Annotated in this window: 18 protein-coding genes; 6 read left to right on the top strand and 12 right to left on the bottom strand. The window is 69.6% G+C overall.

Annotated features, from left to right (window positions below):
• The first annotated feature begins 21 nt into the window (after nt 1-21).
• On the top strand, nt 22-1,488 hold the full coding sequence (locus GNX95_RS12550) for a PucR family transcriptional regulator (protein ID WP_163507268.1): 1,467 nt from the start codon (nt 22-24) through the stop codon (nt 1,486-1,488).
• Between the two features lie 279 nt (nt 1,489-1,767).
• Nucleotides 1,768-3,405, top strand: a complete 1,638-nt coding sequence (locus GNX95_RS12545; protein WP_222853538.1) for a glycoside hydrolase family 3 protein — start codon at nt 1,768-1,770, stop codon at nt 3,403-3,405.
• 1 nt (nt 3,406) lies between these two features.
• On the opposite strand, the gene GNX95_RS12540 is transcribed toward GNX95_RS12545, so the two are convergent.
• The 6 genes from GNX95_RS12540 to GNX95_RS12515 all read right to left on the bottom strand — a co-directional run bounded on the left by GNX95_RS12540 (nt 3,407) and on the right by GNX95_RS12515 (nt 9,188).
• Nucleotides 3,407-4,591 carry a lanthionine synthetase C family protein gene (locus GNX95_RS12540; RefSeq protein ID WP_163507266.1) on the bottom strand — a complete coding sequence of 395 codons (1,185 nt, stop codon included), beginning with the start codon at nt 4,589-4,591 and terminating at the stop codon, nt 3,407-3,409.
• The gene (locus tag GNX95_RS12535) at nt 4,588-7,449 is read right to left on the bottom strand and encodes a lantibiotic dehydratase (RefSeq protein WP_163507265.1); all 2,862 of its coding nucleotides are present in this window, start codon (nt 7,447-7,449) and stop codon (nt 4,588-4,590) included. The genes GNX95_RS12540 and GNX95_RS12535 overlap by 4 nt, the downstream gene beginning before the upstream one ends.
• A gap of 161 nt (nt 7,450-7,610) precedes the next feature.
• Nucleotides 7,611-7,775 carry a hypothetical protein gene (locus GNX95_RS12530; protein WP_163507264.1) on the bottom strand — a complete coding sequence of 55 codons (165 nt, stop codon included), beginning with the start codon at nt 7,773-7,775 and terminating at the stop codon, nt 7,611-7,613.
• Nucleotides 7,776-7,869: 94 nt separating this feature from the next.
• Complete coding sequence (locus tag GNX95_RS12525) at nt 7,870-8,379, bottom strand: TetR/AcrR family transcriptional regulator (protein WP_163507263.1); 510 nt, start codon at nt 8,377-8,379, stop codon at nt 7,870-7,872.
• Nucleotides 8,380-8,388: 9 nt separating this feature from the next.
• Nucleotides 8,389-8,844: an SRPBCC family protein gene (locus GNX95_RS12520; protein WP_163507262.1), complete on the bottom strand. Its 456-nt coding sequence runs from the start codon at nt 8,842-8,844 to the stop codon at nt 8,389-8,391.
• Nucleotides 8,841-9,188, bottom strand: coding sequence for an ArsR/SmtB family transcription factor (locus tag GNX95_RS12515; protein WP_163507261.1), 348 nt, complete (start codon nt 9,186-9,188; stop codon nt 8,841-8,843). Before GNX95_RS12515 ends, GNX95_RS12520 begins: the two co-directional genes overlap by 4 nt.
• Before the next feature lie 300 nt (nt 9,189-9,488).
• Here GNX95_RS12515 and GNX95_RS12510 point away from each other — a divergent pair, with 300 nt between their 5' ends.
• Complete coding sequence (locus GNX95_RS12510; protein WP_163507260.1) at nt 9,489-9,734, top strand: hypothetical protein; 246 nt, start codon at nt 9,489-9,491, stop codon at nt 9,732-9,734.
• A 49-nt stretch (nt 9,735-9,783) separates the two neighbouring features.
• A complete protein-coding gene (locus GNX95_RS12505; RefSeq protein WP_163507259.1) occupies nt 9,784-10,227 on the top strand; it encodes a hypothetical protein in 444 nt (147 codons plus the stop codon).
• A gap of 115 nt (nt 10,228-10,342) precedes the next feature.
• Here GNX95_RS12505 and GNX95_RS12500 read toward each other — a convergent pair whose 3' ends face one another.
• From GNX95_RS12500 to GNX95_RS12475, 6 genes are all read right to left on the bottom strand, one after another.
• Complete coding sequence (locus tag GNX95_RS12500) at nt 10,343-11,716, bottom strand: carboxyl transferase domain-containing protein (protein ID WP_163507258.1); 1,374 nt, start codon at nt 11,714-11,716, stop codon at nt 10,343-10,345.
• 2 nt (nt 11,717-11,718) lie between these two features.
• On the bottom strand, nt 11,719-12,942 hold the full coding sequence (locus GNX95_RS12495) for a beta-ketoacyl-[acyl-carrier-protein] synthase family protein (protein WP_163507257.1): 1,224 nt from the start codon (nt 12,940-12,942) through the stop codon (nt 11,719-11,721).
• Nucleotides 12,942-13,187, bottom strand: a complete 246-nt coding sequence (locus tag GNX95_RS12490) for an acyl carrier protein (RefSeq protein WP_163507256.1) — start codon at nt 13,185-13,187, stop codon at nt 12,942-12,944. Before GNX95_RS12490 ends, GNX95_RS12495 begins: the two co-directional genes overlap by 1 nt.
• 52 nt (nt 13,188-13,239) lie before the next feature.
• The gene (locus GNX95_RS12485; protein ID WP_163507255.1) at nt 13,240-14,184 is read right to left on the bottom strand and encodes a beta-ketoacyl-ACP synthase 3; all 945 of its coding nucleotides are present in this window, start codon (nt 14,182-14,184) and stop codon (nt 13,240-13,242) included.
• A gap of 5 nt (nt 14,185-14,189) precedes the next feature.
• Nucleotides 14,190-15,359, bottom strand: a complete 1,170-nt coding sequence (locus tag GNX95_RS12480; RefSeq protein ID WP_163507254.1) for an acyltransferase domain-containing protein — start codon at nt 15,357-15,359, stop codon at nt 14,190-14,192.
• 78 nt (nt 15,360-15,437) lie between these two features.
• Nucleotides 15,438-16,625: a PucR family transcriptional regulator gene (locus tag GNX95_RS12475; protein WP_163507253.1), complete on the bottom strand. Its 1,188-nt coding sequence runs from the start codon at nt 16,623-16,625 to the stop codon at nt 15,438-15,440.
• Nucleotides 16,626-16,637: 12 nt separating this feature from the next.
• Here GNX95_RS12475 and GNX95_RS12470 point away from each other — a divergent pair, with 12 nt between their 5' ends.
• Nucleotides 16,638-17,087, top strand: a complete 450-nt coding sequence (locus GNX95_RS12470) for a MaoC family dehydratase (RefSeq protein WP_163507252.1) — start codon at nt 16,638-16,640, stop codon at nt 17,085-17,087.
• Nucleotides 17,087-17,926 (top strand): HpcH/HpaI aldolase/citrate lyase family protein, encoded by an 840-nt coding sequence (locus tag GNX95_RS12465; RefSeq protein WP_163507251.1) that lies wholly within the window; start codon nt 17,087-17,089, stop codon nt 17,924-17,926. The genes GNX95_RS12470 and GNX95_RS12465 overlap by 1 nt, the downstream gene beginning before the upstream one ends.
• The last annotated feature ends 25 nt before the right edge of the window (nt 17,927-17,951 follow it).

Below are 17,951 nucleotides of genomic sequence, written 5' to 3'. Positions count from 1 at the left end.
GCATCCGTACAGTTACCGGCCATGACACTGACCGTGCGCGACCTGCTTGAGGCACCGAGCCTCGGCATCACGCTGGTCAATGGCGCGGATGCCGAACTGCTGCGTCCGGTGCGCTGGGTCGCGGTCACCGAGCTGGCCGATCCGCGTCCGTTTCTCACCGGCGGCGAGCTGGTGCTGACCACCGGCCTGCGCCAGCGCGGTCCCGGCAGCCAGCGCGAGTTCGTCCGCCGGCTGGCCGAGCGCGACATCGCCGCGCTCGGCTTCGGCACCGGTCTGAGCCACCCGGACGTGCCCGACGGGACGCTGGCGGCCGCTGAGGCGGTCGGGATGCTCGTGCTCGACATCCCGTACGAGACGCCGTTCATCGCGGTGGACCGCTATGTCGCCGACTGGGTCCTCGGTGAGCACTTCGGCCGGGTCCGCGAGCTGCTGGACCAGCACGACGTCCTGGCTCGCGCGCTGCTCAGCGGCCAGGGTCTCGGTGCGCTGGTGGCGGCGCTGCGGCAGATGGTCGACGCGCCGGTGATGGTCGCCGACCAGCAGGGGACCGTACTGGCGTCGGCGCCGTCGAAGGCCGCTTGGCCGGTTGAGCAGCTGGGCTCGCTGAGCCGCTCGGCGGTGCAGCCGGAAGGCCTGCGGGTGTTGCCGGTCGAGGTGGAGGACTTCGTCGTCGCCTACCTGTGTACGCGCCGGCCGCGGCGGTCCGCGGACGTGCTGCCGTATGCGGTGTCGCTGGTCGGCCTGGAGCTGGCGCGTCGCCAGGCCGTGTTGTCCGGCCAGCGGCAACTGGCCGGTCAGGTGCTGGCCGACGTCGTACGCGGAAGCGTCACGGCCGCGGACGCCGAGCGGCGGCTGACGCCGTGCGGCATCGACGCCACCGGCAGTCACGCGGTGGTCATCGCCATCCCGGTCTCGACCGGCTCGTTGATCCGGCGGCTCACGTACAGTCCGCTGCCGTTGCCGGACGTGGTGACCGCGGTCGTCGACGACAGCCTGGTGGCGGTGTTGCCGGCCGGTCAGCCGGCGCACGAGGCCGCGCACCTGCTGCACACGCAGGTGCGGCAGCTCGGCGGCCAGGCCCGGATCGGCATCGGCGGCTGGTATGCCGGCGTGAGCGGCCTGCGATGGAGCTATTACGAGGCACGCGAGGCGGCCAGCCGTGGCCTCGGCGTCAACGAGCGCGAGCCGATGAGCCTGTCGGGCCTGATCCTGGCCAGCGAGGACATACCGCTGCGTGACCTCGCCACCGACCTGCTGCGTCCACTGGTCGACTTCGATGCCGCGCACGACGGTGCGTTGATCGCGACCCTACGCGCGTACCTGGACGCCAACGGCTCTGTCGGTGTGGTGGCGCAACGGCTCATCCTGCATCGCAACACGGTGCGCTATCGGATCGCGCAGATCGAAAAGCTCACCGGCCGGTCGCTCGCGCACACGTCCGACCGCGTGCAGTTCTGGCTCGCGCTGACCGCCGCCGGCCTCACCTGAGACGCATGGCTGGCGCCGCTGAGGTGCCCTGTCGTCCCGGTAAGCGGCGGGAAGGTCCGCTATATGGGATGACAAGAGACCTGTAGCGCTAAATGTCCGCCTTATGAAGTTCGCGGATGGTGTGAATGTCGAGTTACTAGCGCCGGACGCAAGAAACAACGCCAGAGCATCTGCTGTCCGCAGTGGTCGTCGCGGGCCGCTGGCGGTGGGGGTGCGCGGCTGTTCCACACTGGGGGGATGCGCCTATCGTTACAAATCTGGACAGCGCTACTCGTCGTCGTGCTGACTGTGACCGGATGCGCGCAGACCAAGCCGCGGCCGGCCGCGACCGTCAGCGCGAGTCCGACGGCACCGGATGTCGACGCGCAGGCGGCCGCGATCGCGGCGAAGCTCTCGGACGTCGACGCGGTCGGCCAGATGCTGGTGCCGTTCGTGTACGGGCAGGACGCGACGAACGTCTCGGCGGCGGCGGCCAGCGAGAACACCGCGAAGTACGGTGTCGCGACGCCGGCCGCGGTGATCGCGAAGTTCCGGCTCGGCGGCCTGATGCTGGTGCGGCAGGCCAGCGACGACCCGACCGCCGACACCAACCCGACCTCCAACGTCAGCTCGCCTGCGCAGATCCGCCGGCTGACCGGCGGCCTGCAGACGGCGGCGAGGAAGCTGCCGGCCGGCGTACCGCTGCTGATCGCCACCGACCAGGAGCACGGCTCGGTCACGCGCATCCGCAACGACGTCACGTTGCTGCCGGCGCAGATGGCCTTCGGCGCGGCGCGGCAGCCGGCGCTGACCGAGAGCGCTGCCGCGGTTTCTGGCCAGGAGTTGCGTGCGCTCGGCCTCAACGCCGACTTCGCGCCGGATGCCGACGTGACCGAGGGGGCCGACAACACCGTCATCGGCTCGCGTTCTTTCGGCAGCGACCCGAAACTCGTCGGTGACCAGGTGGCGGCGGCCGTACGCGGCTATGCCTCGGCCGGCATCGCGACCACGCTCAAGCACTTCCCCGGTCACGGCCACACGAATGTGGACAGCCACGAGGGCCTGCCGATCCTGCGCCAGAGCGAGGCGTCGTTGCTGGCCAACGACATCGCGCCCTTCCAGGCCGGCATAGCGGCCGGCGCGCCGATGGTCATGTCCGGTCACCTTGACGCCGAGGCGATCGACCCCGGCACGCCGGCGACGTTGAGCCGCGAGGTGCTGACAGATCTGTTGCGCGGCAAGCTCGGTTTCAAGGGCGTCGTCATCACCGACTCGATGACGATGCCGCCGGTGACACGGAAATACGGCGAAGGTGAGGCGGCCGTACGGGCCGTGCTGGCCGGCAACGACATGTTGTTGACACCGCAGAATCTTGGCGTCGCCCAACAGGCGCTGCTCGCCGCGATCACCTCCGGCCGGCTGCCCCGAGCACAGGTGAACGCTTCGGTCGCTCGTGTCATCGCGCTGAAACTGCGCGAGGCGACGGCGCCACAGCCAGCACTGTCCACTGTGGACACCGCTGACCACCAGTCCACCGTGGACAAGGCCGCCGCCGCGGCCGTGACCGTCTACAAGGGACAGTGTTCCGGTCCGCTGGTACGCGGTCCGGTCGCGGTGACCGGTGGCTCGTCGCAGACGCGAGACGCGCTGCGTACGGCTCTGGGCGCACAGGGAATCAGGACCTCGTCCTCCGCCAGGACCAGGATTTTCCTGACCGGCTATGGCGACACGAAGGCCGACCTGAGATCCGCGGCGGTGACGGTCGCAACTGACGCGCCGTATCTGCTGGCCTCGGCCAGCTCGCCGACGCGGATCGCCACCTATGGCACCGCACCCGCGTCGATGCGCGCGCTTGCCGCGGTTTTGGCTGGCAAGGCAGGCGCTCCCGGCCGCTCGCCGGTGACTGTCGCCGGCCTCCCGGACACCGCCTGCCGCTGAGTCAGCCGAGGATGAAGGCGGCGTCCCACGGTGTCGCCGGCTGGCCGGTCGCGTACGTCTGGAGGACGAGCGCGGCGCCGGCGGCACCGTCGAGCAGGCCGGGGTTGTCGAGCTGGCCGGCGTATCCGGTGTGGCGAAAGCCAAAGACCGTGTCCGGCTCGAACCTCGCGACGATCTCGGCGATGGCGCGCTCGTAGGCGGCCGCGCGCGCCTGGGTGACAGGAAAGAGCGACAGGATGTGCGCCAGGCCGGCCCACCCGTGGCAGAGTCCCGGGTCGGACAGGCCGGTCGGCAGCGCACAGACGGCGTCGATGGCCCGCTCCGCCACGACCGTCCACTGTGGACGCCGGAGCGCCCGGCCGGCGAGCCACAATGCGCGCGCGATGCCAGGTGTGCCGTAACACCAGCTCGCTCGCTCTCGCCGGTCGATCCGTTCGGCCGGCCGGCGGATGAACGGCGGCCAGTGGTCGTCGTGCAGGTTTTCCAGCAGCCACTCGACGATTCGTACGATGGCGGCGTCCTGGCCGTCGACGACGATGCCGGCCTCGACCGCCATCGCCAGCATGGCCAGCGGTCCGGAGATGCCGTGCGCCAGGCCGAGATTGGCGTGACCGTCCGGAAAACCGGCCGGATCCTGCCGGCCCGGCGCCTCGGCGACCCACCAGCCGGGCCGCCGGTCGTACGGTCCGGCGAGACTGACCAGCGCCGTCACTCCTTCGGCGACCGCGTCAGTTTGTCCGGCCAGCAACAGATAGCGCAGCGCACCGGTGATGCCGTTGACCACGTCGTAGTCGCCGACTCGCACCTCGCCGGGCCACTCGGATCGCAGTCGTACGGTGAAAGAGCGAGCCATCAGCGTGTCGAGCCGTTCCAGCGACCGGCCGTACGAACCGGTTGCGATGTGTGCCATCCGGGTCGCGAAGGCCATCGCCGCCGGTCCTTCGTAAAGGCCGCGCGGCACTCTGCCGGCGACATGTGGCGCGCAGGCGGTGAGCCAGGCGTGCAATGCCGGCCGCCATTGTGCGTCGGTCGCGGCCAGCTCGGCAAAGAAGACCGCGATGCCGGGATGCCCGGCGGCCAGCGAAAGATCGTCCCACCGGCCGGCCGTCTCTGCTGTCTCTGCGAGGTGGCGGACGGCGGCGGGGTCGGCCAGTCGCTCGGCGACTTCGGCGACGATGTCGGTCATCGGCGGACGAGCAGGCCGTGTGTGACCTCACGCAGCAACGAAAGCGAGCGACGCTCCGTTGGTGGCGCGATGCCATAGGCGCGATTGAAATGCATGTGCAGCAACGACATCGCCACCACCTGCCACGACGGCTGGCCGGCTTCTCGCAGGAGTGACGCATAATCGCGCAGCGCCTGCCGGCGTTGTGAAATGGCCTCGCCCGTGAGGGAATCCAGCGACTGGAAGACCTGGCGCCGCTGGTTGCGATCCAGCTCCTTGCGGCCGGCCGGGTCGATCGCGTGCACCAGCCAGTCTTTCCAACCGTCAGGGCAGAAAGCCGACAGGATGTCGAGGTAATGCAACACCGCTGTGACCTCGCGGTCGCGCTTGTGGCCGAGCTGTTCGAACACGACGTGGCTGTCAGCGCAGAACACGCGCTCTGCCGCTGCCAGCACCTGGCCACTGCCGTAACGTGCTGTCTCTGGCTCGTACGTGCCAAGCTCCAGGCCGCCGGCCAGGCCGCGGTCACGTGCTCTGCTGACCGCGTCGTGCAGCGCTGGCAGCAACTCCGCAGACGGCCGGTGAAACCGGAGCCGCAGGTGCGGCCGCGGATCGTTGTAGCGGATGAAAAACCATCTGTCCACATCGGACAGTGGCAGCTGTGGTACGAGCTCCGGCAGCAAGGCGTCGATGGCGTCCGGTGCGGTGGAAATCCTGGCGTAGAGCCAATCTCCTCCTGGCGCGTACGCCGGTGGCCGGGTTGGTCCGGTCGTGCCGGTGACCGGCTCGCGCTGCCTACGCGCGAAGACGGGCACGATGATCTCGTGCGGACGACCAGCGATCCAGCCGTACTCGCTGGAAAAGTCCTCGGACACCAGCGCTTCTGGCCGGCGTTCGAGCTCGGTGCGCAATAGTTCTCGGTGCCAGGAATCGGAAAGATCGAGACCGAGCCGCTGGTCGACATCGCCGACCAGCACTCTGTCCGGCACCTCCAGTTGCTCGCGCCAGCTGGCCAGCCGCTGCGGCCAGTCCGGTCGCCGCGCGTCCGCGCCGGTCAGACCGACCGGCAGCCAGCGCGCCGGCATCAGGATCGCGCGGCCATAGCGTACGCGCGGAAGCCGCGGCAGCTCGTCCAGCGGACCCCACGACCACGGCATCACGCGCCGCGCCCGGCCAAAGGCCAGCTCGGTGAGCAGCCGCACCGGGTTGGGCGTGAGGCCTTCAAGGTTGATCATCGTCATCGGAGTCGGCGCGATTTCCTCGCCGGTGACGAGCGAAACCGCGTAGAGGCCGTCCAGATCAGCCGCGATGCCGATGTCGCCGATGGAAAGATCGCCGCCGAGGCCGGAAATCGAGGTCAGCGCGGGCAACAGCCGCGGCACCCGGCCGACATTGCCGGTCCGCGGATCGGCGGGTTGGAACTGCAGCTGCACCGGCCTGCCGCCGGTCAGCCGTTTTTCCAGCATCGCGGCCAGATCCGCGGTCAGGCCGGTCAGCTCGGCGAATCGGCCGGACATCTGGCCGGCCTGCCAGGCGACCGGTGTGACGTTGACACGGAAGTCGCCGGCGTCCACCGCGGCCGGGCTGGCGGCCAGCAACTGGCAGCTGACATCCGCCGACGGCCACACCGTGCCGTCCGGCTCGGCGTCCAGCTTTTCCAGCAGTGAAGCGGAAAGCTCGATCTCGTCCGCGCCGGCGTGTACGAGCATGGCCAGGTCCGCTATTCCCTGCCGCTTCGGCGCGCGCCGGTCCGGCGCCTCGCGATGGCCGGCCGGTCGCCGGTAGCCGCCTGGCGCACCAAGACCGGCCACCGGATCGAGGACGTCGAGAATCGGCACGGCAGCGCCGATCCCGTAGCGTTCCACGAATTCCTGATGATAGTCGGAAAGGCCGGTGAAGGCTTCCCGGCTCGGCGACAGCCGCCACAACGCGGTCGTCGCGGCCTCTATTTCCTGGAGCACGACCGGCGGCAACGTCAGCCGCGCGTCGAGTCCGAGATCGACCTGGATGCCGGCCGGCTCCTCGCCGGTCAGTCGTCCCATAGCAGCCGCGGCGCGATCGCGCAGCTCCAGACCGTCGCCGAGTTTCGTCTTTCGATACGCGGAAAGTGCGTCGACCGCCTCGGTGAGCAACACGTTGTCGGGGCCGCAATGTGCGACGAAATGCTCCAGCGGAGCGCTGTCGGACTGCTCCGGCCACAGGTCGCAGGCCAGGAATCCGGCCGATATCAATGCGCCGACAAACCGCCACAGCCGCTCGACGGGCAACTCGGCGAATCGCTCTGTGAGGCTGTTGACCAGATCTGCCAACGAAATCCGCGCGGATGCCAGCTGCTCGACGGCACACACCGGTGGCGTACGCCGGATGGACGCCTCTCGGATGGACTCCGCACCGGTGCCGCGGATGTCCGGCAGCGTCAACCGGTCGCCGCGCGGACGGCACAGCGGATGCAGGCGTACGGTCGCGGCTGGAAAGTCCTGCGGACGGCCGGCGCACCCTGCCGCGTACGCGGCGACCCACTCGCCGCTCGGCCGCGCGGCTTTCTCATGCGCCGAGCCGAAAACTACGGAGCAGGTCGGTCCGGGACGGCCGGCGGCGACGCCGGACAACAGGCCGAAGGGGGTGGCGCGCGACCGCATCCGGAGTTGGTAGCGGCTCGTCGTGAGCGCCACCCGGCGTCGCCGGTGCGGATCGTCCGCGGCGATGGCGGCCGCCGTCGACGGACTGGAGATCGCCAGCGCCTCCAGGAAAATCCGGTCGGCGGCGGCCTCGCGAAGAAAGTCGCCGACGCGGTCGGCCGGATCGGCCACCGGCTTCGGCATGACGGCCGGCGCGCGCAGGACGAACACCTCGCCGGCCGCGAACAGCGGCTGCTGCACTCGATTTCCTTGCCTCAGAAGCGAAACTCGGCAAAAAAGCAGGCACGCCGAAGGAAACGGCGTTCGCGGCAGGTGTCGCGGAGTCCGTCGCTCGATCCGCCGACCCGGATCGACGCCTCTCCGGCGTGCCTGTGAGCTCCGCGGCTAGCGGAGAAGGTGGATCAGCTGCAGTTGCAACACTTCGCGATGCTGGTGGCCCAGCTGTTGCAGGTGTTCGTCGTGCGGCTGCGGCCCTGTTCGGACGCGACCCGGTCGGTGGTGACCTCGGTCAGCGGCATGAGCTCCAGATCCAGGTCGAGCATGTCGTAGTGCGGTACGGGTGGCATGAGCCCTCCTCGGTCGGTAGGAAAACGCTGCCATGGAAACACACCGTTTTGGCTCTGGCAATAGGATCGTGCGTTCGCAAGAAAACGCGACGGCTCAGGACTCCACCAGCGCGAGCAATGTCGCGCGTACGGCCGAGCGCTGGTCGTCGTCCAGCGGCGTGGTCCCCATGGCCCGGTTGAGCCACAGCCCTTCGAGAGCGAGTCGTATGACCAGACCGGCGCCGGAGTCCCAGTCGCGGGCCGGCGCGAGCGTACGCCGCTCATCGCCGGAACCCCCTGGATTGTCGTCGGCGGCAAGTAACCGCAGCCGCAGCAGAGCCGTCATCCGGTCGGTGTCGGCCATGACACCCCACTCGACGTACGCGCGCCGCCAGTCGTCGCTGGCCGCGCCCCGCGACACCGCTCGCTCCATCTCGTCATGCAGGTGCTCGGTGACCGCGGCGAGCAGGCTCGCCTTGGTCGCGAAGTGATAGAAGAAGCCGCCTTTGCTGATGCCGGCCTCGCTGGCCACCGAGTCGACGCTCAGCCTGCCGACCCCGTCGCGGACGATGACCCGGACGGCCGCGGCCAGGATCTTGTCGCACGCGTTGTCGTATCGCCTCACGCGCCCAAGCTACACCGACTGGTCGGTATAGCTCGCGGCCAACGTGGCGGCGAGACGTCGCTGGACCTGGCTGCGCCAGCCGCCGTTCATGATCCGACGGGACAGCTGGTGCGTCGGGTTGTCCGGATCGAAACCGGCGTGCTCGAGCAGTACGCGCGTGCCGCGTCCTTCCGCGTGCAGTGTCCAGGTGACCGTGCTCTCGAAGCCGCCGGCGGCGTCCTGCCAGCTGATGCTCAGCAATCGCAACGGCTCCAGCCGCAGCACCTCGCAGGCGATCGTCCCGGAGAAACCGACCGCGTCGATCGGCCTGCCACGCATGGTGAACCGGTGTCCGACCCGTGGCCGGAAGTCGCTCGGCATCAGCCAGCGCGCGATCAGTTCCGGCTCGGTCAGCACGCGCCAGACCCGCTCGACCGGATGCGGGAAGAACTGGTCGACGGTGATGGTGGTCAGGTCCTCGCTCATGCCTCGTCCTCGGCGGCGACCTCGTCCAACACGGTCCCCATCGCGGTCAGCCGCTCGCGCCAGAACCGCTCGTACGGACTGAGCCACTCCTGCAACTCGTGCAGGGGATCAGGCGTCACCGCGTAGAACCGGAACCGGCCCTGCTTGGTCTCCTCGACCAGGCCGCTGTCGCGGAGCACGCGCAGGTGCTCGGACACGCTCGGCCGCGCCATGTCGAAGCGCGCGGCGATGTCGGCGACCGTACGAGGACCGTCGAGCAGCAGGTCGAGCACGTCCCTGCGGGTCGGATTGGCGAGCGCGCCGAAAACGCGGTCGGTGGGGGACTCCTTCGAGCGGTGCGGCACCCCGCCAGATTACGTAGGAACAGTCCTACCTGACAACCTACGTGAGGTAATCCGGGATGAAGGCTTCCTGAGTATTGGGCTGATTGCATAGAGTGGTTCCCGCTAGTTGGGAATAAGTGACGGGGGAGAGTATCGGTGCAGGGTAGCGCCGAGATCTATGAATACTTGATGAGACGGAGCGGTGAAACGATACCGTCGCTGGCTGCGGCAAATTCGTGAAGAGAACGCTCAAGGGAGTCTCGTGTCCCATTCTCGCCTGTCCGAAGAGACCGGTCGGAGCGACGAGATCGCCTGCGTGAGATGAAGCTCGGTCGAATCGGCAAAGACGAGCTGGTCGCCGTGCCGCGCTCAGCTGACGAGCGCCTGGCTTTGCTTTGTCGGTCCTTGTTTACGGTTGCCGTGGCGGCGATGGAGAGTCGACAAGCGGTCCGAACCTTTGGTGAATCGCACGGATTACCTCATATGCGGGTGCGGTTTGTCGGAGCTGAGCAAGAAGAATCGATTGACGTTGATCTTGACTCCCGTGAGACGGATGCGCTTTTGTAGATCGCAATTGCGGACCTGAGGCTGGTGTGGCAGGAGATTGGACCTGATCATGACCAGGGATGACCTGATAAAGGTCGTGGAGTCGGCGCTGACTGTTCTATCATCTGTGTATCGAGAGTCTGCAGCCAAATCCGATCTCTACGAAGCTGCGCTGATGACTGTTGCCGTGGGTGCAACGCAAGCGGCTGGCGGCATGTGCCTACTTACTGACGATGGACGGAATCCGTCACAGGAGTTGACGTTCCGTCGTTCGCCTGGAAATTTGTGGTTGGGACAGTTTTCTCATGTCCGAGCATCGTTTGTGAATCCCGGCAGGGCTCTTGAGATTCATCTCGGCGTTTATGTGATGAGTGGCTCGCGAGTGCAGCATGAGTGCGACGTTGCGATTCTGGACAGCGTTGAGGCCGAACGGAGTCGGCAAGGCAGGATCCATCCCCGCCATTCGAAATTAATTACCTCAATAGAGGCCAAGTGTTACGGCGCATCGCCATGAGACTTCCGCGAACTCGACGTTTTGGTGGTTCTACAACGATATAGAGGGGCGAAAACGTCGAGTTCGTGAGAGTGCGCGGCGAAGTCGCCAATATCTGACCCTCAAAGGTTGGTTGTCAGAGGGGGATGTTGCCGTGCGCGCCGCGGCCGGCGGGTGCGGCGGCGAGCGCGTCGGCGAGGCGGCGGCGCGTGGCGGTCGGCTCGATGATCTCGTCCACGACGCCGATCTCGATGGCTCGCTCGACGCCGCCGGCGGCCCGTTCCTGCTCGGCCACGAGCTTCTCGCGCAGCGTCTCGCGCTCGGCCGGTGGCGTGGCGGCGAGCTTGCGGCGATGCAGGATGCCGACCGCGGCGGGCGCGCTCATGACGGCGACCTCCACGCCGGGCCACGCGAAAACCGCGGTCGCGCCGAGAGCGCGCGAGTTCATTGCGATGTACGCACCGCCGTACGCCTTCCGCGTGACCAGCGTCACGCGCGGCACGACGGCCTCGGCGAAGGCGTGCAGCAGCTTGGCGCCACGCCGTACGACGCCGTCCCACTCCTGGCCGACGCCAGGCAGATAGCCGGGCACGTCGACGAGCACCACGAGTGGCACGCCGAGCGCGTCGCACATCCGGACGAACCGCGCCGCCTTCTCGGCCGAGGTGGCGTCCAGGCAGCCGCCGAGCCGCAGCGGGTTGTTGGCGACCACGCCGACCGTACGGCTGGCCAGTCGGCCGAGACCGGTGACGAGGTTCGGAGCCCACTTCGCGTGCAGCTCGACCATCGGCTCGTCGAGCACCGCGTCGCACAGCGGCCTCACGTCGTAGCCGCGGTTGGACTGCTTCGGCAGCAGAAGGCCGAGGTCGGCGCCGTGCTCGGGGAGGTCGGCGGTGGAAAACCGGCCTGGCCGCGCCAGCAACGCGGTGACCTCGCGGGCCTTCGCGGTGGCGTCCTGGTCAGTCGCGGCGACGAGATGGGCGGCGAGGTGGGCGACGCCGCCGCGCCGCTCCATGTCGACCTGGTCACCGGCCTCCGGACCGGTCACGAAGACGCGGCCAGCCGGTCCCAGGATGACGATGTCGGTGAGCGCGGGACCGTACGCGGCACCACCGGCGGCCGGTCCGAGCACCACGGAGATCTGCGGGACGCGGCCGGACGCGCGGATCATCGCCGCGAACACCTCGCCGACCGCGTCGAGCGCGCTGACGCCCTCGTGCAGCCGCGCGCCGCCGCACTGCCACAGGCCGACGACCGGGATGCGCTCGCGGACCGCGAGGTCGATGGCGTCGACGATGTGACGGCACCCTTCGGTCCCCATCGCACCGCCCATTTTGGTGCCGTCGGTCGCGTACGCGACGACCGCGTTGCCGTCGACCAGGCCACGCGCGGAGGTGGCGCCGGACGCGTCGCGGCCGGACACCGCGACCATCGTCCCCGCGTCGAACAGAGCCGCGAGGCGGAGGTCCGGGTCGCGGTAGTCGGTCCTGGCCGGCGACACCACCGTCATCGTCAGGCCCTGGTGAAAGCCAATGCCACGTTGTGTCCGCCGAAGCCGAACGAGTTGTTCAGCGCGGCGTTGACCGTCACCCGGCGCGGCTCGACGCGTACGACGTCCAGCGTCAGCGCGTCGTCGGGGTCCTCCAGGTTGGCGGTCGGCGGGATCACGCCGTGGTGGATCGCCAGTACGGTCGCGATCGACTCGACCGCTCCGGCGCCGCCGAGCAGGTGACCGAGCATCGACTTCGGCGCGGTCAGGATCGGTTCGGCGCCGATCGCGCTGCGGATCGACAGCGTCTCGGGCATGTCGCCGACCGGCGTACTGGTCGCGTGCACGTTGACGTGCGTGATGTCCGAGCCGGTCATCCCGGCGTCCTCGATGGCCTGCGACATGGCTCGCGCCTGTCCCTTGCCGGACGGGTCGGGCTGCACGATGTCGTGGCCGTCGGCGGTGACACCGGCACCGGCCAGCCGCGCGTAGATCCGCGCGCCGCGCGCCTTCGCGAAGTCCTCGCGCTCCAGTACGAGCGCGCCGCCGCCCTCACCGAGCACGAAGCCGTCACGCCCCTTGTCGAACGGGCGGGACGCGCGCTCCGGCTCGTCGTTGCGGGTCGACATCGCCTGCATCTGCGCGAAACCAGCGAGCGGCAGCGGATGGATGACGGCCTCCGAGCCACCGGCGACGACCACGTCGTAGCGGCCGGAGCGCAGCAGGTCCAGCGCCAGCGCGATCGACTCCGCGCTGGACGCACACGCGCTGACCGTCGAGGACACGCGGCCCTGCGCGCCGAGCTCCAGACCGACCCACGCGGCCGGACCGTTGGGCATCAGCATCGGGATGGTCCACGGCGAGACGGACCGTACGCCCTTCTGCTCCAGGATGTCGTCCTGGTTGAGCAGCGTCAGAGCACCGCCGATGCCGGTGCCGAAGGCGACGCCGAGGCGGATCGGGTCGACCTCCGGCGTGCCCGCGTCGGCCCAGGCCTCCTGTGCGGCGACCACGGCGACCTGCTCGGAACGGTCCATCTTGCGGGCCTTGACGCGCTTGAGCGTCTCGGTCGGCTCGACGGCCAGCGGCGCGGCGATCCGCACCGGCAGCTGCGCGGCCCACTCCTGGGTCAGCGCGCGTACGCCGGAGCGGCCTTCCAGCAAGCCCTGCCAGGTGGTGGCGACGTCGCCACCGAGCGGGGTGGTGGCCCCGAGCCCGGTGACGACCACGCCGGTGGGTGAACCCATCAGGCCTGTGCCTTTTCGATGTAGCTGACCGCGTCGCCGACCGTACGCAGGTTCTGCACGTCGTCGTCGGGGATCTTGATGCTGAACTTCTCCTCGGCGGCGACGACCACCTCGACCATGGACAGCGAGTCCACGTCCAGGTCGTCGATGAAGGCCTTGTCGTCGGTCACGTCGTCGGGGGAGACGTCCGCGATCTCCTCGAGGATGTCGGCCAGGCCGGAGCGGATCTCGTCACGGGATGCCACGTGGGTGGTTCCTTTCTGCGGTGGTGCTTTCTGGGTTGACGGTACGGACAGATCAGGGACTGAGCACGACCTGGCCGGCGTAGGTGAGACCGCCGCCGAACCCCAGCAAAAGCACTGGAGCACCGGACGGCACCTCGCCACGCTCGATCATTTTGGACAACGCCATCGGGATCGACGCACTTGAGGTGTTCCCCGACTCCACGATGTCACGCGCGATCACCGCGTCTGTCGCGCCCAGCTTCTTGGCGACCGACTCGATGATCCGCAGGTTTGCCTGGTGTGGGACGAAAGCCGCGAGCTCGGACGGCCGTACGCCGGCGTCCTCGCAGATCTTCGCCGCGATCGGCGCGAGCGCCGTGGTGGCCCACCGGAAGACCGACTGGCCTTCCTGGTAGATGTGGTTGCCCTCGGTCATCCCGATCATCGTGCTCGGCTCGCTGCCCCATGACACCGGGCCGATCGACGGTGTGTCGCTGGCGGTGACCACCGCCGCGCCGGCACCGTCGGCGAAGATGATGCAGGTCGACCGGTCGTCCCAGTCCAGGATGTCGGTGAGCTTCTCCGAGCCGATCACCAGCGCGTTGCGGCTGGCGCCGGCGCGGATCGCGTGGTCGGCGGCGGCCAACGCGTACGAGAAGCCGGAGCAGGCGGTGTTCATGTCGATGGTGGCCGGCCGGATGCCGAGCTCGGTGGCGATCCGGGTGGAGGCGTTGGGGATCACCGTCAGCTCGCTGCAGCTGGCCAGGATCACCGTGTCGATGTCGCTCGGGTCCAGGCCGGCGGCAGCGAGCGCCTTCTGCGACGCCGCGACGCCCATGCTGACCACGGTGTCCTCCGGGCCGCCGACGCGGCGGCTGACGATGCCGACCCGTTCGCGGATCCACTTGTCGTTGGTGTCGACCCGCTGCGAGAGCTCGTCGTTGGTCACCACCCGCGACGGCTGGTAGTGCCCCAACGCGACGATCTTGCCGTACTTGTCCGGCGTCGCGATCTTCATGCCAGTCACGCTCCTGCGGGGTTCAGGCGGGCCAACGGGGTGCCGGCGGCGACCGGGTCGCCGGTGTGCGCGAGCCATTCGACGAGTACGCCGTCGCGGTGGCCGGCGACCTCGACCGGGCCTTGCCGGGTCTCGACCGCGCCGATCCGCTCGCCGGCGCCGACCGGGTCGCCTTCGGCCAGGTCGGCGCGGGTGAAGGTGCCGGCCGACGGTGCCACCGCGACGTGGAAGCGTACGCCCGACTCGACCGGACCACCGCCGTACCGGCGCGCCAGGTCGGCGGCTTTCGGCAGGTCGTCCGGGGTGTTGACGGTGACGATCTCGACGCCTTTGAGCGCGCGTTTGGCCAGGCCGGCGAGCGTGCCGGCGGGCGGCAGCTCGATCAGCGCGGTGACGCCGAGGTCGGCCATGGCCGCCATGCACAGGTCCCAGCGGACCGGCGAGGTGACCTGGCGTACCAGGCGCGCGACCGCCTCCGCGCCGGTGGTGACGGCCTTGCCGTCGGCATTGGACAGCAGCAGGCGCTCGGGCTGGCTCGGCGTGATGCCGCCGGCCAGCGCCGCGAGCGCGTCGCGCGCCGGTGCCATGTAGTGCGTGTGGAAGGCACCTGCGACAGCCAGTGGACGTACGCGCGCTTTCTCCGGCGGCGCGGCGGCGAGCTTCTCCAAGCCGGCCAGCGAGCCGGCAGCGACGATCTGGCCGCTGCCGTTGCGGTTGGCCGGGGTGAGGCCGGCGGCCTCGATCGTGGCGACCACGTCGTCCTCGTCACCGCCGAGCAGCGCGGTCATGCCGGTCGGCTCCAGCCCGCAGGCGGCGGCCATCTCGCGGCCGCGTACGCCGGCGAAGGCGATCGCGGTCTCCGGCGTCAGCACTCCGGCCATCGCGGCGGCGCCGAGCTCACCGACGCTGTGGCCGGCGACGACGGCGGCCTCGGAGACCGGCAGCGCGCTCGCGGCCACCAGCGCGGCGGCGGTCAGCAGCGGCTGGGTCGTAGCGGTGTCCTTGATCGCGTCGGCGTCCGCCTCGGTCCCCAGCTGGATCAGGTCGAGTCCGGCGAGCGCCGACATCCAGCGCAGCTGAGCCGTCGCGCGCGCGGCGCCGTCCCAACCGGAGAGCCAGGGAAGCAGGAAGCCGGGCTTCTGAGCCCCTTGTCCGGGAGCGACGATGGCAAGCACCTTTTGACAATGACTGTCAACGACCGTTCAGTTCCATGCCGCCGGGGACCAAAGGCCGACCCCGGCTTTGTAGGAGTCCTACAAGTCGGCGTCGTCCAGGCGGCCGAGCGCCAGCGCGAGTCGGAGGCTGAATGCATCCCGAGGCACGGTGGGACTGAAGCCACACACCTCGCCGATCCGCCGCAGCCGATAGCGGACGGTGTTGGAGTGTACGAACAAAACGCGGCTGGCCGCCTCCAGCGCACCGCCGGTGTCCAGGTACGCGGCCAGCGTGTCGATCAGGCCGCCGCCGGCCTCGTCCAGCTCCGCGTACGCGGTCGCCAGCTGTCGCCGCGCGTCCTCGTCGCCGCACAACACCCGCTCCGGCAGGAGATCGGCCGCGGAGACCGGCCGCGGCGCGCCCGGCCAGGCGGCGACCGCGCGGATGCCGGCGAGCGCCGCGCGCGCGGAGGCCGGTGCGCCACCGAGGTCGGCCACCGGGTGACCGACGACGACCGGTCCGTCGCCGAACTCGGCGAGCAGCGCGCCGGCCGCCTTGGTCACGTCGTCGGCGCCGCCGATCACCATCACCAGCCGGCCGCCGTGCACGCCGGCCAGCACCTCGATGCCGGCGCCGCGGCCGGCGCGGGTCACCGAGTCGAGCACCTCGTCGGCGTCCGTCGCGCCCGGGGTCGCGCCGATCGCCACCGCCACCGGCGTGATCTCCGACCAGCCGAGCGCCGCGGCGCGGCTGTTGAGCAGGTCGGCGTTCTCGTCGCTGCCGCGTAACAGCGTGTCGACGAGCAGCGCCTGGAGCCTCGCGTCCCACGCGCCACGGGTCTCGGCGACGCGCGCGTACACCTGCGCGGCGGCGAAGGCGACCTCGCGGCTGAAGACGAGTACGGCCTCCTTGAGCGCCTGTTCCTCGCCCGGCGCGGCGATCCACGGGACCTGCTCCTCGACCACCTCGACGGTGACCTTCACCATCGCGACGACCTGCTGCAACGTGACGGCGCGAGCGAGGTAACGCGGTGCCGCGCCGAACACCAGGCCGGTGGTCTCCAGCGGGTCGTCGCCGGGCCTTCTCAGCCACTCGGTGAGCGCAGCGACGCCGGCCTGAGCCACGAGGGTGATCCAGGACCGCTGGTCGGCCGGCAGCGAGCGAAACCACGGCAGCGTCTCGTCCATCCTGGCCACGCTCTGGGTGGCGAGCGCACCGGACGACCGCTCCAGCTTCCGGATGGTCGCTTCGAGCGGGTGCGGCGGCGGACGGTTGGGCACAGCCATACCCTCTCACTCATGGGACTGTGGTTCGAGGAATGTGAAGTCGGCCGGGTTGTGAGTCACGCCATCACGCGTACCGTCACCGAGACCGACAACGTGCTGTTCTCGACGCTGACGATGAACCCGCAGCCGCTGCATCTGGACGCCGAGTTCGCGGCCGGTACGGAGTTTGGCCAGCGGCTGGTGAACAGCATGTTCACCGTCGGCCTGGTGGTCGGCATCGCCGTACCGGAGCTGACCCTCGGCACCACGGTGGCCAACCTCGGTTTCGGCAGCATCGAGTTTCCGGCGCCGGTCTTCCACGGCGACACGCTCCGCGTGGAAACCGAGATCGTCGAGGCGCGTGCCTCCACGTCGCGGCCGACCGCCGGCATCGTCACCTTCGAGCACCGCTCGTACAACCAACGCGACGAGCTGGTCTGCCGCGCGCGGCGGGCCGCGCTGATGCGCCGGAGGCCGGCCTGATGCGCAGCCTGTTCTTCGTGCCGGGCAGCCGGCCGGACATGATCGCGAAGGTGCCACGGTTCTCGCCGGACGTCGCGGTGGTTGACCTGGAAGACGCCGTCGTGACCGCCGACAAGGAGACCGCACGCGCGTCGGCGGTCGAGGCGCTGTCGTCGCTGGACCTGCCGGTGCCGATGGTCGTACGCGTCAACGCCATCGACACGCGGTGGTTCGCTGGCGACATCGCCGCCGTCGTGTCGCTCGGCCTGGCCGGCAAGGTCGTCGGCCTCGTACTGCCGAAACTGCAGCGGCTGTCCGACCTGGAGACGCTTCGTTCGGCGCTCGGCGACTGGTCGCCGGAGGTGGTCGTAGGCGGCCTGGAGACGGCGCTGGGCGTCGCCGACGCGCGCACGCTCATCGCGCCGCCGGTGACCGCGGTGTTCTTCGGCGCCGAGGACTACACCGTCGACATGGGCGGCCGGCGTACGCCCGGCGGCCTCGAGGTGTTGTACGCGCGCAGCCAGGTCGTGCAGGCCGCTCGGCTGGCCGGCGTACCGGCGATCGACCAGATCGTCGCGGCGATCCGCGACCCCGACGCGTTCCGCGCCGACGCGTCGGTCGGCCGGGACCTCGGTTACGCAGGCAAGCTCTGCATCCATCCGAGCCAGGTCGCGTTGGCGCACGAGGTCTTCACGCCTTCGGAGGCCGAGATCGCGCACGCCCAGGCGGTCATCGAGGCGTCGCGACAGGCGGCGCTCGGTGGCTCAGGTGCCGGCGTACTGGACGGCGAGATGGTTGACGAGGTCCACGTACGCCTCGCGACCAGCGTCCTCCGCGCCGCCGGCCTCGACGTTGGCTGATCAGCCTGCGACGGGTTTCGCCGCA

Origin of the sequence: Fodinicola acaciae, assembly GCF_010993745.1 — a bacterium.
Classification (GTDB): domain Bacteria; phylum Actinomycetota; class Actinomycetes; order Mycobacteriales; family HKI-0501; genus Fodinicola; species Fodinicola acaciae.
The sequence above is the reverse complement of the archived record's forward strand: the minus strand, read 5'-3'. Positions and strand labels throughout refer to the sequence as shown.